This window comes from Pusillimonas sp. ANT_WB101 (assembly GCF_008369125.1).
Classification (GTDB): Bacteria; Pseudomonadota; Gammaproteobacteria; order Burkholderiales; family Burkholderiaceae_B; genus Allopusillimonas.
The window spans coordinates 34,052-47,781 of the sequence record NZ_VOAY01000005.1 but is presented as its reverse complement, the minus strand read 5'-3'; the positions used below and the strand labels follow the sequence as shown (position 1 = coordinate 47,781).

The following is a 13,730-nucleotide window of genomic DNA, read 5'->3' as shown; positions in this document are numbered from 1 at the left end:
ATGTGTGTGTTTTTATAGACAAATACGACTATTTGGCGTAAAAAGACGGTCACTCTTGTTTGAATATTGGTAATGGCGCAACGAATCCTGATCTTGCATGGCCCCAACCTTAACCTGCTCGGCACCCGAGAGCCGGGTATCTATGGGCGGCAGACTTTGGCTGATATCAACCAGCGCCTGAAACAACTTGCCGCAGGGCAGGGGGCTCATTGCAGCGCATTTCAGAGCAATCACGAAGGTGAGCTTGTTGATCGCATCCAGGCCGCCGCGCAAGACTCCACCGATTTCATCATCATCAATGCTGCAGCGTATACACACACCAGTGTTGCGCTGCCCGATGCGCTTGCTGCTGTCGATATTCCTTTTATCGAAGTACATTTGTCTAACGTATACAAGCGGGAAACCTTCCGCCATCACTCCTTTCTCGCCGCGACGGCACAAGGTGTGGTTGCCGGGTTGGGTCCGTTCGGCTATGAAGCCGCCATGCAGTACGCGTTGGCCAGTTAGGCGCGAAAGAGCCCGTTACTTAATATATTTAACAATTAACGTTAACTCTGCGCTCTGATCGCAGAGTTGTTCACCGGAAGCTGGTATGGACCTAAGAAAACTTAAAACCCTGATAGACCTTGTGGCAGACTCGGGCATTGCCGAACTCGAAATTACCGAAGGCGACGGTAAGGTACGTATCGTCAAATTTTCGCAAAGCGTGCAGCCCGTGGCTATGGCCGAGTCGGCGCCTGCCGCCGCTGCACCGGCTGCAGCAGCGGCACCTGCCGAGCCAGCTGCTCCGGTGGGTCATTCGGTCAAGGCCCCTATGGTTGGTACGTTTTACCGTTCACCCAATCCAGGCGCGTCGCCGTTTGTTGAGGTGGGGCAGTCGGTGAAAGAAGGCGATGCCTTGTGTATCATCGAAGCCATGAAACTGCTCAACGAAATAGAGGCCGACAAGTCAGGTGTCATCAAGGAAATTCTGGTCGAAAACGGCGAACCCGTCGAGTACGGTCAACCCTTGTTTGTAATTGGCTGATCCATGTTTGAAAAAATCCTCATTGCTAACCGGGGCGAGATTGCTCTTCGCGTTCAGCGCGCATGTCGCGAACTGGGCATCAAGACAGTAGTCGTGCACTCTGAGGCTGACCGTGACGCAAAATACGTGCGTTTGGCCGACGAGTCTGTGTGCATTGGGCCGGCCCAGCCCCGTGACAGCTATCTCAATATGCCTGCCATCATCTCGGCAGCCGAAGTCACTGATGCCGAAGCCATCCACCCTGGCTATGGTTTTCTTGCCGAAAACGCTGACTTCGCCGAGCGCGTCGAGAAAAGCGGCTTTGCCTTTATTGGGCCACGCCCTGAAACCATACGTCTTATGGGCGACAAGGTTTGTGCCAAGCGCGCCATGATCGAAGCCTCGGTGCCGGTGGTGCCAGGATCTGAAGGCGCATTGCCTGATGACCCCGAAGAAATCGTGCGCATAGCGCGAGACGTGGGTTACCCGGTCATCATCAAGGCATCGGGCGGTGGTGGCGGGCGCGGCATGCGTGTTGTCTACACTGAAGCCGCACTGCTTACTGCCGTAGCCATGACGCGTAATGAAGCAGGTTCGGCGTTCAACAACCCCGAAGTCTATCTTGAGAAGTTTCTCGAAAACCCGCGCCACGTTGAAATTCAGGTTCTGGCCGATGGTGTGCGTAACGCAATCTGGCTGGGCGAACGTGACTGCTCCATGCAGCGCCGTCACCAGAAAGTCATCGAAGAAGCGCCTGCGCCGGGCATCCCGCGTCGGCTTATCGAACGTATTGGCGAGCGTTGTGCCGAAGCCTGCCGCAAAATGAAGTATCGTGGTGCAGGTACGTTTGAGTTTTTGTACGAAAACGGCGAGTTCTATTTCATTGAAATGAACACCCGCATTCAGGTCGAGCACACGGTCACAGAAATGATTACCGGCATTGATCTGGTTCAGCAGCAAATTCTCATTGCCGCTGGCGAAAAGTTCACGTTGCGCCAGCGCGATGTTGTGCTTAAAGGCCATGCGATCGAGTGCCGCATCAACGCTGAAGACCCGTTCAAGTTTACGCCCAGTCCCGGTCGCATTACGGCCTGGCATACGCCGGGTGGCCCGGGGGTTCGCATAGAGTCGCACGTTTTCAGTGGCTATACGGTTCCGCCTTACTATGACTCCATGATTGCCAAGCTCATCACGTTTGGCGACACACGTGCCCAGGCTATCGTCCGCATGGAAATCGCGCTGTCAGAAATGATCGTGGAGGGTGTAAAAACCAATATCCCGCTGCACCGTGAACTGCTGCAAGATGCTCGTTTCCGCGAAGGCGGAACCAGTATTCATTATCTCGAACAGAAACTGTCGCAGCGGCCCTGATACGCCGCCGTCGCCAGCATAAAAAACGGGGGCCATGCCCCTGTTTTATTAACGGAATCTACGATGCGAGAACTTGTGCTCCTGTGCCCCGAAGAGCGGGCTGAAGCGCTTTCCGATGCCCTGCTTGAGTCTGGCATGCTGTCAGTTTCGGTAGAAGATGCTGACAGCAACACCGAGGCCGAGCGCGCCTTGTTTGGCGAACCTGGGTTTGAGCCTGACGTGCAGGCCTGGGACCGAAACCGAGTGGTCGCGTTAATGCCTGACGGCCTCGATCCCGCTCAAGTTATTGAGGAATTGCGCGAGGCCGGCCTGGGTGACTATGGTGACGGCGAGTGGCTACTGCGCGATGTGCCCGATGAAGACTGGGTCAGGCTGACGCAGTCGCAGTTTCCGCCCATCCAGGTGGCAGGCAGAATCTGGATCGTGCCCAGCTGGCACCGTGACAGCCCCGACGTACCGCCAGTCAGCAACGTTGCAGGCGTCGACGAGGCCCTGCACATCGAGCTTGATCCGGGGCTGGCATTTGGCACCGGTAGCCACCCCACCACCCATCTGTGTCTGGCCTGGCTTGAGCGACATATCAAGGGGCACGAAACCGTGCTCGACTATGGCTGCGGGTCGGGTATTTTGGCAATTGCCGCAAAAATGCTCGGCGCTGAAAGCATCACTGCCGTAGATATTGACGAGCAGGCCGTGCAGTCTACCCGCCACAATGCCAGTGTTAACGGCGTTCAGGTGCAAGCCATGCTCCCTGACGCGTTGGCCGAAGGCCAGTTTCAGATCGTGGTGGCTAATATATTGTCCAACCCACTCAAAGTGCTTGCTCCCATGTTGGCCAATCGGGTGGCACCCGGGGGGCGTCTGACGCTTTCCGGCGTGCTTGAGCGTCAGGCCGAGGAAGTTGCCCAGGCCTACGCGCCCTGGCTTCAGCTTAAGGTCTGGCAGGAGCGGGAGGGCTGGGTTTGCCTGCATGGCCAGCGCGCACTCTGACATCAGCCTCTATACTTGTCGCTTATGGACCTGACCACGCGCTGCCCTCATTGCGGAACAACTTTTCCGGCTAGCCTCGAGCAACTCTTGTTGCGTAAGGGGTATATCCGCTGCATTAACTGCGCCAATATTTTTGATGGCTATGAAGCCGTTGTGTCTGGCGATCCTGCTGCACACCCTGCCACACCGCCTTCAAAGCCCGCGCCGCCATTGCACCCGCCTGTGTCTGAGCCGCCAGCCAGTGCTGCCAGCGAAGCTATTACAGCGCCTGATTCTTCGTCTCAACTGCCCAGCAAGGCCTCCGTATTCACTGATACACAGCGTGAAACGGCGCCGTCTGAGGTTACCCCTTCGCCGGCACCGCCCGACGCTACGCCTGTACCCATGGAGCTGCAGCGCGAAGCTGCACTGCCAGAGGTCAGCCCTTCGGCACCACCTCAGTACGTGGCTTCCGTATCCGCATCGTCGCGGCGTGAAACGCCGGTGTCGCAGACCATTTCTTCGTCACCGACGCACGATGTGGTTCAGGTACCGGCTGTGCCACAGCGAGCAGCCTCTGTGTCGGAAGACCTTTCAGACTCAAACCTTCTGCAGCGGACAGTAAAAGAGCAGAGCCGCAGCGGGCCAGCAACGCATCAGATCTCGGCTCAGGCAGCTCCAGCTGTGTCGACGCCTTCACATATTATTTCGGAGTCGGGCAGTGCGACCGCAACCGCCGGTGCAGGGCGTGGGCCGTCCTTTATTATTTCGGACGTATCATCGCAAGATGCGCCAGGCAGCAACGTTGGCGGTGCTGACGACTCAGAATTCAGCATCGGCGCAATTGTGCGGCGTCGCTCCGAGCAGCGGGTAAGCGCATCTGAACCTGAAAGTGGTCAGCGAACAATGGCCACGGCCACCTATGATGTCACAGGAGTCGAGTCTGGAGCGCGCCAAGAGCCGGTTCTCGGTGAGCACACATTACCGGCTCGCGCGACGCAACAACCCCATTTCGTGGCCTCACCCAAGCCTGACACTGTGGTTCCGTCGCCCGTTGCGGCATCAGTGCCGTCTGCGCGCATGCGTGAACCAGTCGTCGATGTGCGGGAGCCGCGTATTGCGGGTGCAGAGCTGCGCCACACCTCTGAGAGGCCTGAGCCAGCACTGCCGATCCGTTCGCGTGAAACACTGGCGACCAGCGCAAAATCAGACGGCGTGTATATTGAGCCCCGCAGTGTACGCGTGGAGAGTCAAGATTTTGCAGCTGATACACATGAGCGCAGTAGTATGGGCAGCATGCTCGCCAGGGCTGCCTGGCGGGTGCTGACTGTTCTGGGTGTGGCAGTACTGCTTGCTCAGTTAGTGTATGTGTATCGCGTCCAGATCGCCAACCAGGTTCCCCTGGTGCGCCCTATGCTTGAAACCGCGTGCGCCAGCTTAGCCTGCGATGTGCCTTACTCGCGTGAAATCAGTGCCATCTCCATCATGAACTCTGCCTTGCGCGCTGAAACAGCCTCAACGTCTGGCAAAACTGAACAGAGCGTCGGGTCTCCCAACATAATGGTTTTGTCGGTCACGTTGCGCAATGATTACGCCAAGCCACAAGAGTGGCCCACGCTGGCGCTTGGGCTGACTGACTTCTCTGGTACGCTGGTTGTGCGCAGAAACTTGCCGCCCGAAGCCTATTTGCCGGCCAATATAGCCAGCCAGCCGTTTCCGGCGGGCAGTGAAATAACCGCTCGTGTACCCATCGTTCTCAATGACAATAAAGTCAATGGGTATCAGCTTGACAAGTTTTTTCAGTAAGGAAAACAATGACTGACAAAGTATTGATTTGTGGTTCTATAGCCTTCGACACCATTGCCGTCTTTGAAGGCCATTTCAAAGATCATATTTTGTCAAATGGCATTCAGTCATTGAGCGTTTCGTTCTTTGTCCCAACCCTGCGTAAAGATTACGGTGGGTGTGCCGGCAATATTGCCTACAACCTAAGGTTGCTTGGCGGTAACCCGGTGCCTGTCGGTACCGTGGGCGCAGATGCCGCTGACTATATCGCGTACATGCAAGGCCTGGGCATAGACACCAGCATGGTACGCATGCTGCCTGATATGTACACGCCCCAATGCTTTATTACTACAGACCTCGACAACAACCAGATCGCTTCATTTCATCCGGGTGCCATGGAGCGCTCTGCAGATAATGACCTCACGGGTTGTGAGGCGGCGTGGGGTATTGTGGCGCCTGATGCCAAAGACGGTATGTTTGCTCATGCCGGGCGCCTCAAGGCGCAGGCAATACCTTTTGTTTTTGATCTGGGCCAGGCGATGCCGCTGTTTAATGGCGAAGACCTTAACCAGATGCTTGAATTAGCCGACATATTTACGGCCAATGATTACGAGGCAAGCGTGGTTGAGCAGCGCACGGGCCGCAGCATGCAAGAAATAGCCGGCACCCTGCGTGCGGTCGTTGTGACACGCGGTGCCGAGGGCGCCACCTTGTATGCTGACGGCACTGAAACGCATATTGATGCCGTCACGGCCGAACAGGTTGTTGATCCGACAGGCTGCGGTGATGCACATCGCGCCGGCCTTTTGTATGGCCTGACTAAAAACTGGAGTCTGGCCGATTCTTGCCGCTTGGCGAATGTAATGGGTAGTCTTAAAATCGCGTCCAAAGGGCCGCAGAATCACCGTCCTACCAGGGGTGATATTAACGCCGTACTCAACGATAATTTCGGGCTTAGCCTGCCCTAGTTGCTCTATTCGGATAAGGTCACGTACTAAGCCTTGAAGCGAACGCACGGGGCCGCGTCCTTTTTTTTCGGGCAAATTGTTAACGTAAGCTTATTTAGCCAATATCGGGCTAGCGATACTAAGGAGTTTTTCCATGAAGTCTTTCAATTTGCGCCAGCCGGGGCTGCGCCCAGCGCGTGTGCTCGTGCTGGCGGCGCTGCTTGGTTCTATGGCGTTCGTAACAGGCTGCGCCAATAACAGTGCCTCATCTTCCGTCTACACCTATGGCCAGGCGCAGCGTGAGCAGATTGTCCGTGTCGGCACTGTGCAGTCAGTCCGCCCAATTACCATTCAGCTTGATAAAACTTCTGGTGCCGGGGTCGTGGCTGGTGGCGCGCTGGGTGGTGTTGCGGGCAGTGCTGTGGGCGGCGGTCGCGGCAATGTTCTTGCCACCATAGGCGGCGGTTTGCTTGGCGCTCTGGCTGGCAATGCTGTTGAAAACCAGGTCAACCGCAAAAACGGCCTGGAAATTACCGTCAGGCTCGACAATGGCGAAACCCGTGTCGTTGCGCAAGAAGCCGACGTGGCAATTAGTGCCGGCCAGCGCGTGCGGATGATCAGCGGTAACGGCCCCACTCGTGTCGTGCCTTTCTAAAAGCAGCTCAGCTACCGGGTTGGTGTCAACCCTAAAACAGCAAGGCCCCACCGCATAATACGGTGGGGCCTTGCTGTTTTAGTGGCTTGCAGAACTGCGTTAAATACCGAAAGCTGACCGCGTAAATTGCTGAATAAACATCATGGCCAATTGCGCCACCACAATCAGAACCAGCGGAGATAAGTCTAGCCCGCCCAGATTTGGCAGTATGCGACGAATCGGTTCAAGCAGTGGTGCCGTCATCGTGTGTAACACAGGCATTATCGGTGCCAGTGGGTTAACCCAAGACAATATGGCTTGCACCAGCGTTATCCAGAGCACGACATTAAAAGCCCATTTAAACACGCTGAGCAGCGCCGCCAGCGCTGCAGGGAGCAGGCTGCTGGTTGGAGGTAGTTGGCCCGTGCCCACTACAAACGACAGTATCAGCAATGCAAAAGCCGTGAGCCAGCATGTTAGCAAGGTGGGCCAGTCTATGCGATTGCCGGTGCCTAGTACCTTTTGCAATGGACGCACCAGCCAGTCAGTAAGTTTCAGTATGGCTTGTGAATAAGGATTGAATGGGTGCATGCGAATTGCATACAGCCACGCGCGAACAATAAGCGCGATGCCAAACAAAGAGAAAATGAGGTTGATGAGAAACTGTAATGCGTCGCTGAACATGGCGGGGCCACAAGTTATGAAAACGCATCATTGTCGCATGATGGCGGGCAGGGTAAAAGCCGCCATCAAGGTACCCATTGCCTGGGTTAACCGGACAGTTGGGCAGGCATGGCAAACCCGTGTTTGCCAGCCAACCACAATAAGGCCTTGCAAAGCTTGCAAGGCCTTATTGATTAAGGACGACCGCCTGTCGGAAAAGGCCAGGAAGCTGCCGGGTTGATGGTTTTTTTAGTGTCAGGTGCAGGAGCTGTTTTTTTGGCTGCCTTGGCCTCAGTCTTGACACTGGCTTTTTTGGGAGCCGCCTTGCGGGCCGGCGCCTTAGCTGTCGTGGCTGGGGTTTCTGTAGTCTTGGCGGCCGCAGGCGCTGCGCTCTTGGCGCCGGCTTTCGTTGCCGCTTTTTTAGCCGGAGCCTGTTTTGCTGGCGCCTTCGTGGTGACGTCCTTTTTGGCAACTGCTTTTTTTGCAGGCGCTTTGGTTGCTATCGTTTTCTTGGTCATGGCTTTCTTTGCAGGCGCTTTAGTTGCAGGCGCCTTTTTTGCAACGGATGTTTTAGCAACGGCTTTTTTGGCCGCAGATGTTTTAGCAACCGAGCTGGATTTTTTGGCCGGTGCAGCCTTCTTGGCGGCTACTGCCTTTTTGGCAGGCGCTTTCTTGGCTACGGGTGACTTGGTTGCTGTGTTTTTAACAGGCGCTTTTTTAGCGACTGCTTTCTTGGCCACCGCTTTTTTCGCTACGGCAGTTGTCTTTTTTGCTACTGTGGCTTTCTTGGCGGCAGGTGTTTTGGTAGCTGTGGCTTTTTTAGCGACTGCTTTTTTAGCAACTGCTTTTTTTGCGGGAGCCTTGGTGGCTACTGCCTTTTTGGCAGGCGCTTTCTTGGCGACGGTTTTCTTGGCTGCGGTCTTTTGGGCAACGGCTGTTTTAGCGGGTGCTTTCTTGGCTACGGCCTTTTTTGCCGTTGTGCTCTTTGTGGCTGCCGTTGTCTTCTTGGCAGGTGCGGCCTTGGTGGCAGCTACGGTTTTTTTAACAGCCACTTTTTTTGCAGGTGTTTCTTTTTTGGCGGGTGCAGCTTTTTTCGTTGCCGTTTTCTTGGCGGCCTTTGTGGCTGTTGCCATAGTAATGCTCCTTGAGATCGAGTCGAAGAGAACGTCTACCCATTTGATATGGCCCCCACGAAAAGGATGCGACCCATCTCAAATGGCGCAAGCGTGTAATGCACGAAGTGTCTTACACGCCTAGAGTCTAACGTAAGCTCTGCCTGTATTCCAAGCATTATTCCCAGCTAAGTGCGCCGCCGGTCTGATATTCGATTACGCGCGTTTCAAAAAAGTTGCGCTCCTTCTTCAGGTCGATCATTTCGGCCATCCATGGAAAGGGGTTTTCTTCTTGCGAAAACAGCGGTTCGATGCCGATTTGCTGGCAACGTCTGTTGGCAATAAAGCGCAGATAAGACTTGAACATTGATGCGTTCAAACCCAGCACTCCGCGAGGCATGGTGTCTTCAGCGTAAGCATATTCAAGGTCTACAGCCTGTTTGAACAGTTCGCGAACCTCTTCGCGAAACTGTACTGTCCATAAATGTGGGTTCTCGAGCTTGATCGTATTGATGAGGTCGATGCCGAAATTGCAGTGCATGGATTCGTCACGAAGAATGTACATGTACTGCTCTGCTGCGCCGGTCATTTTGTTCTGTCGGCCAAGCGCGAGAATTTGCGTAAATCCAACATAAAAGAAGAGGCCTTCCATCATGCATGCAAAAACAATTAACGATTTAAGCAGGGTTTGATCAGTTGCTGTGGTGCCGGTTTTGAAATGCGGATCGGCAATTGCGTCGATGAAGGGGATGAGAAATTCGTCTTTGGCGACGATGGACGGAACCTCGTTGTACGCGTTGAAGATCTCGCCTTCGTCAAGGTCGAGGCTTTCGACAATGTACTGATAAGCATGAGTATGGATGGCTTCTTCAAAGGCCTGGCGCAGCAGAAACTGGCGACACTCAGGCGCTGTAATGTGACGGTATGTGCCTAGCACAATATTGTTGGCAGCCAGCGAGTCTGCCGTGACAAAAAACCCAAGATTACGCTTGACGATGCGGCGTTCGTCTTCGGTCAGCCCGTTGGGGTCTTTCCACAAGGCGATGTCGCGTGACATGTTTATTTCTTGCGGCATCCAGTGGTTGGCGCACGTGGCCAGGTATTTTTCCCAGGCCCATTTGTACTTGAACGGCACCAGCTGATTGACGTCTGTTTTACCGTTGATGATGCGCTTGTCAGCGACACGTACGCGGCCCGTGGCGTGCGCGCCAGTGCCTGCTGATGGTGCCGGCATGGCGTTATCGTTAAAGGCCTGTATACGCGGCTTTGTTGGCGCTGTGCCAACCGTAGAGGTGGAGGCGGCTGCTTGTGTGATGGGGGTGTCGTCCCAATTTGGCATGTCGGTGTCCTGTAGTAGATTGTTGGCAGGCGCGTTTCTGGCCTCGAAGCCTATTGGCAAGACTCGCATTCTTCAAAGCCCTCGTCTCCCGGGCGCATGGTGCATGCGGCACCTACAACTTTTTGTGGTGGCAGGGTGGTGGCAGCCATAGAGACGGCTGCGCCCATGGCCATGCTGTTGCTGGGCACGGCATTAAGTTCGCCGCCACGGCCGGTTGATTTCTCGACATTAGTGGCACCAATGGAGCGCAGGTAATACGTGGTTTTCAGACCGCGTTTCCAGGCCAGCTTGTAGGTGTCGTCGAGCTTCTTGCCCGATACGCCGGCCATGAAAATATTGAGTGACTGGGCCTGGTCTATCCATTTTGAACGGCGGGCTGCGCATTCGATAACCCAGGTTGGGTCGATTTCGAATGCCGTGGCGTACAGCGTGCGCAGGTCATCAGGTATGCGATCAATGCGGGCCAGGCTGCCGTCAAAATATTTAAGGTCTGCAACCATGACCTCATCCCACAGCTTGCGTTCTTTAAGGTCGCGCACCAGGTGGTCGTTGACGACGGTGAACTCGCCGGACAGGTTCGACTTGACGTAGAGATTGCGGTAATTGGGTTCAATGCATGGCGACACGCCAATGATATTGGAGATGGTTGCGGTGGGGGCAATGGCCACGCAGTTGGAATTGCGCATGCCATAGGTGGCGATATGTTGACGCAGCGCGCTCCAGTCAAGTGAACTGCTGTCGTTGACTTCAACGTAGCCGCCGCGCTCTTCACGCAGCATGGCCAGCGTGTCTTGTGGCAGAATGCCACGATCCCAGAGCGAGCCCTTAAAACTGGAGTAGGCGCCACGCTCTGCCGCCAGTTTGCTTGACGCCCAGTAGGCGTAGTAGCAGAGGGCTTCCATAGAGCGGTCGGAAAACTCGACAGCGGCCTCGGACGCAAATAGCACTCGCATTATGTGCAGGCTGTCCTGGAAGCCCATGACCCCCAAACCGACCGGACGGTGACGTACGTTGGCATTGCGCGCCTTGGCCACGGCGTAATAGTTGATGTCGATAACGTTGTCGAGCATGCGCATAGCCGTGGTGACGGTACGTTCGAGTTTATTGTGGTCAAGCTCGTAGTGCCCGTTGGCATCTTGGCGCAGGTGTGCTGCCAAATTGACCGAGCCCAGATTGCAGACTGCGATTTCGGTTTCGCTGGTATTGAGCGTGATCTCAGTGCAAAGGTTGGAGCTATGTATAACGCCCACATGTTGTTGCGGCGAACGCACATTGCACGCATCCTTGAACGTGATCCAGGGGTGTCCGGTTTCGAACAGCATGGAGAGCATCTTGCGCCATAGCTGCAGCGCAGGAACCTTCTTGTAAAGTGTCAGTTCGCCGCGAGCTGCTTTTTCTTCGTAGGCCACATACGCTTCTTCGAACGCGCGTCCATACTTGTCGTGCAGATCGGGGGTGTCGGAAGGCGAGAACAGTGTCCATTCGCCATCTTCCATGACGCGCTTCATGAAGAGGTCAGGGACCCAGTTGGCCGTGTTCATGTCGTGGGTGCGGCGGCGTTCGTCACCGGTGTTCTTGCGCAATTCGAGAAACTCTTCGATGTCGAGGTGCCAGGTTTCAAGATAGGCGCATACGGCACCTTTGCGTTTACCACCCTGGTTGACAGCCACGGCCGTATCATTAACGACCTTGAGAAAGGGCACGACACCCTGGCTTTCGCCGTTGGTGCCCTTGATGTGGCTGCGCATGGCGCGCACGGGCGTCCAGTCGTTGCCCAGGCCGCCGGCATATTTGGCAAGCAGCGCATTGTCTTTGATGGCGTCGTAAATGCCGCAAAGGTCGTCGGACACGGTCGTGAGATAGCACGACGAAAGCTGTGAGTGCATGGTGCCAGCGTTGAACAAGGTAGGCGTGGAACTCATGAAGTCAAATGACGAAAGAATTTCATAGAACTCGATGGCGCGTGCCTCGCGTTCTATTTCATTGAGGGCCAGGCCCATGGCGACGCGCATGAAAAACAACTGGGGCAGCTCTATGCGATGGCCACGCAGGTGCAGAAAATAGCGGTCATACAAGGTTTGTAAACCCAGGTAATTAAATTGCTGGTCGCGTTCGGCCTTGAGTGCGGCACCCAGACGCTCGAGGTCAAACTGGGCCATCCTGGCGTCAAGCAATTGGCCTTCGATGCCTGCTTTGATGAACTGAGGAAAGTACGACGCATAGCGCGTTGTCATTTCAGACTGGGCGACCTCTTCGCCTAATACTTCTTTGCGGATGGTGTGAAGCAGCAGGCGAGCCGTGACCCGGCTGTAAGCGGGATCGGTTTCGACCAGCGCCCGTGCCGAAAGAATGGCAGACTTGAACACTTCGTCGACCGGGATGCCGTCATAGAGATTTTTGACGGTTTCGGTCAGGATGGTTTCAACGTCAATGTCGTGTGGCAGGTTGGCGCTGGCTTCTTCAATGGTGGACCGCAGTTTGGCCAGATCGAGTGGGTGCTTGACGCCGTCGTCAGTGACATGGAGGGTGGTTTGCCCAGCGTTGGTTTGTGCAGGCTGCTTGGCGCGCGCGCGCTCTTGTGCGTGTTTTTCACGATACAGTACATAGGCACGGGCCACGTCGTGCTCACCCGAACGCATAAGGGCCAGCTCGACCTGATCTTGTACGTCTTCGATATGGAAGGTGCCACCGCCTGGGCGATTGCGTACAAGCGCATTGACGACCTGAAGGGTGAGGTTTTCAACCAGCTCGCGAATACGCGCAGAGGCGGCGCTCTGGCCACCTTGTACAGCCAGAAAAGCCTTGGTAATCGCCACGGAGATTTTGTTGGGCTCAAAAATAACCACGGCGCCATTGCGGCGGATAATGTGGAAGTTATCCCATTGACGGCTGGCGATACGATAGGGGGATTGCGCGAAATGTATGGGTTGAGCGGAGGGTTGCTCTGTTTCGCTGTGAGTCTGCATGAATACTCCTGAGATAACAACGCACGCATGGTTGCGCTCGATCAGTTTTATGGGCGGTGTTAGGCCCGACTGCGTGTTTGCTACAAGATATTGATGGAGATGGCTATTTGACCTACTTGCCACAAGATGTTGTGGTTTCTGCTTTTTAAAACACTAATTGTAGTGATCGCTTATGCTCGATACAAGACAAAAAAGCCCTGATTTTATGGTTTTTTTTGTAAATTTTAGGCATGACGTCGATGGTGGCCGCGGCAGGCCTTCCGTGCAACTGGCGAGCGCAGGAAGAAGAGGGGATCAGGTTTTCGTCTTGCTGCGTCGGCACGCATTGGCCAGTGTTCATTAGCTGGCGTGGTCTGAGTATCAGGCGCCTGTAGATGGTACGATTACAGGCTGCGAGCGCGGTGGGCCGCTCGCGTCTTTCCAGGGAAGACTACATGCATAGAGTTACCTTCCGTCGAGCCAGGGTTGTTGCTGGTTTTGTTGCTGCCGTCGTGATCGCAGGCTGCGCCACACAGCCGCCTCCGGCGCCCGAGCCCGAGGCGCAACCGCCTGCGTGCCAGGCTGCCGCAGAAAACGATGCACTTACAGGCAATTGGTTGAGTGTCAGGCGGCAAAAAGGCGTCAACGGTGAGCTTCGCACCTTGTTCACGTTGAACCAGGACGGCACCATGGCCTACACCGAGCTCTTGAAACGCGGCAAAAACCCGTCTCAGGGGCTATCTGAAACCGGCTGCTGGTCGCGCATTAAAGGTGCTCTGGTGTTGCAAACGCTGCTTTCAAACGGCGCGCCCGTAAGCATGGACGATCCCATATACAAAAACAGCTACATCGTAGAGGCCAGCGGCGGCGACTCGCTAACGCTGCGCAATGAAGAGGGCGCGCGGATCAAGGCACGGCGTATGTCGCCGGGGTATCGCTTGCCTTTCTGAGTGCACGCA

The 13,730-nt window shown here is 55.3% G+C and carries 12 protein-coding genes; 8 read left to right on the top strand and 4 right to left on the bottom strand.

What is annotated here, in order from left to right; genetic code table 11:
• Window positions 1–72 precede the first annotated feature (72 nt).
• The 7 genes from aroQ (at window position 73) to FQ179_RS18715 (ending at window position 6,733) form a co-directional block, all read left to right on the top strand.
• The gene (aroQ, locus tag FQ179_RS18745; protein WP_149398851.1) at window positions 73–507 is read left to right on the top strand and encodes a type II 3-dehydroquinate dehydratase; all 435 of its coding nucleotides are present in this window, start codon (window positions 73–75) and stop codon (window positions 505–507) included.
• 85 nt (window positions 508–592) lie between these two features.
• A complete protein-coding gene (accB, locus tag FQ179_RS18740; RefSeq protein ID WP_149398850.1) occupies window positions 593–1,027 on the top strand; it encodes an acetyl-CoA carboxylase biotin carboxyl carrier protein in 435 nt (144 codons plus the stop codon).
• A gap of 3 nt (window positions 1,028–1,030) precedes the next feature.
• On the top strand, window positions 1,031–2,377 hold the full coding sequence (gene accC / locus FQ179_RS18735) for an acetyl-CoA carboxylase biotin carboxylase subunit (protein WP_149398849.1): 1,347 nt from the start codon (window positions 1,031–1,033) through the stop codon (window positions 2,375–2,377).
• Window positions 2,378–2,440: 63 nt separating this feature from the next.
• Window positions 2,441–3,367 carry a 50S ribosomal protein L11 methyltransferase gene (prmA, locus tag FQ179_RS18730; RefSeq protein WP_149398848.1) on the top strand — a complete coding sequence of 309 codons (927 nt, stop codon included), beginning with the start codon at window positions 2,441–2,443 and terminating at the stop codon, window positions 3,365–3,367.
• A 24-nt stretch (window positions 3,368–3,391) separates the two neighbouring features.
• Window positions 3,392–5,152, top strand: a complete 1,761-nt coding sequence (locus FQ179_RS18725) for a DUF3426 domain-containing protein (protein WP_149398847.1) — start codon at window positions 3,392–3,394, stop codon at window positions 5,150–5,152.
• A gap of 8 nt (window positions 5,153–5,160) precedes the next feature.
• The gene (locus tag FQ179_RS18720; RefSeq protein WP_149398846.1) at window positions 5,161–6,099 is read left to right on the top strand and encodes a carbohydrate kinase family protein; all 939 of its coding nucleotides are present in this window, start codon (window positions 5,161–5,163) and stop codon (window positions 6,097–6,099) included.
• A 133-nt stretch (window positions 6,100–6,232) separates the two neighbouring features.
• Window positions 6,233–6,733, top strand: coding sequence for a glycine zipper 2TM domain-containing protein (locus FQ179_RS18715; protein ID WP_149398845.1), 501 nt, complete (start codon window positions 6,233–6,235; stop codon window positions 6,731–6,733).
• Between the two features lie 99 nt (window positions 6,734–6,832).
• Here FQ179_RS18715 and FQ179_RS18710 read toward each other — a convergent pair whose 3' ends face one another.
• From FQ179_RS18710 to FQ179_RS18695, 4 genes are all read right to left on the bottom strand, one after another.
• Complete coding sequence (locus FQ179_RS18710) at window positions 6,833–7,396, bottom strand: YggT family protein (RefSeq protein ID WP_149398844.1); 564 nt, start codon at window positions 7,394–7,396, stop codon at window positions 6,833–6,835.
• Window positions 7,397–7,569: 173 nt separating this feature from the next.
• Window positions 7,570–8,508 (bottom strand): histone H1-like repetitive region-containing protein, encoded by a 939-nt coding sequence (locus tag FQ179_RS18705; protein WP_149398843.1) that lies wholly within the window; start codon window positions 8,506–8,508, stop codon window positions 7,570–7,572.
• A gap of 157 nt (window positions 8,509–8,665) precedes the next feature.
• Window positions 8,666–9,826 (bottom strand): ribonucleotide-diphosphate reductase subunit beta, encoded by a 1,161-nt coding sequence (locus tag FQ179_RS18700; protein ID WP_149398842.1) that lies wholly within the window; start codon window positions 9,824–9,826, stop codon window positions 8,666–8,668.
• Window positions 9,827–9,876: 50 nt separating this feature from the next.
• The gene (locus FQ179_RS18695) at window positions 9,877–12,792 is read right to left on the bottom strand and encodes a ribonucleoside-diphosphate reductase subunit alpha (protein WP_149398841.1); all 2,916 of its coding nucleotides are present in this window, start codon (window positions 12,790–12,792) and stop codon (window positions 9,877–9,879) included.
• A 434-nt stretch (window positions 12,793–13,226) separates the two neighbouring features.
• Here FQ179_RS18695 and FQ179_RS18690 point away from each other — a divergent pair, with 434 nt between their 5' ends.
• On the top strand, window positions 13,227–13,721 hold the full coding sequence (locus tag FQ179_RS18690; RefSeq protein ID WP_149398840.1) for a hypothetical protein: 495 nt from the start codon (window positions 13,227–13,229) through the stop codon (window positions 13,719–13,721).
• Window positions 13,722–13,730 lie beyond the last annotated feature (9 nt).

Coding starts and splice junctions, on each gene's coding strand:
- aroQ (WP_149398851.1), top strand. CDS start 73: ATGGCGCAACGAATCCTGATCTTGCATGGCCCCAACCTTAACCTGCTC.
- accB (WP_149398850.1), top strand. CDS start 593: ATGGACCTAAGAAAACTTAAAACCCTGATAGACCTTGTGGCAGACTCG.
- accC (WP_149398849.1), top strand. CDS start 1,031: ATGTTTGAAAAAATCCTCATTGCTAACCGGGGCGAGATTGCTCTTCGC.
- prmA (WP_149398848.1), top strand. CDS start 2,441: ATGCGAGAACTTGTGCTCCTGTGCCCCGAAGAGCGGGCTGAAGCGCTT.
- FQ179_RS18725 (WP_149398847.1), top strand. CDS start 3,392: ATGGACCTGACCACGCGCTGCCCTCATTGCGGAACAACTTTTCCGGCT.
- FQ179_RS18720 (WP_149398846.1), top strand. CDS start 5,161: ATGACTGACAAAGTATTGATTTGTGGTTCTATAGCCTTCGACACCATT.
- FQ179_RS18715 (WP_149398845.1), top strand. CDS start 6,233: ATGAAGTCTTTCAATTTGCGCCAGCCGGGGCTGCGCCCAGCGCGTGTG.
- FQ179_RS18710 (WP_149398844.1), bottom strand. CDS start 7,396: ATGTTCAGCGACGCATTACAGTTTCTCATCAACCTCATTTTCTCTTTG.
- FQ179_RS18705 (WP_149398843.1), bottom strand. CDS start 8,508: ATGGCAACAGCCACAAAGGCCGCCAAGAAAACGGCAACGAAAAAAGCT.
- FQ179_RS18700 (WP_149398842.1), bottom strand. CDS start 9,826: ATGCCAAATTGGGACGACACCCCCATCACACAAGCAGCCGCCTCCACC.
- FQ179_RS18695 (WP_149398841.1), bottom strand. CDS start 12,792: ATGCAGACTCACAGCGAAACAGAGCAACCCTCCGCTCAACCCATACAT.
- FQ179_RS18690 (WP_149398840.1), top strand. CDS start 13,227: ATGCATAGAGTTACCTTCCGTCGAGCCAGGGTTGTTGCTGGTTTTGTT.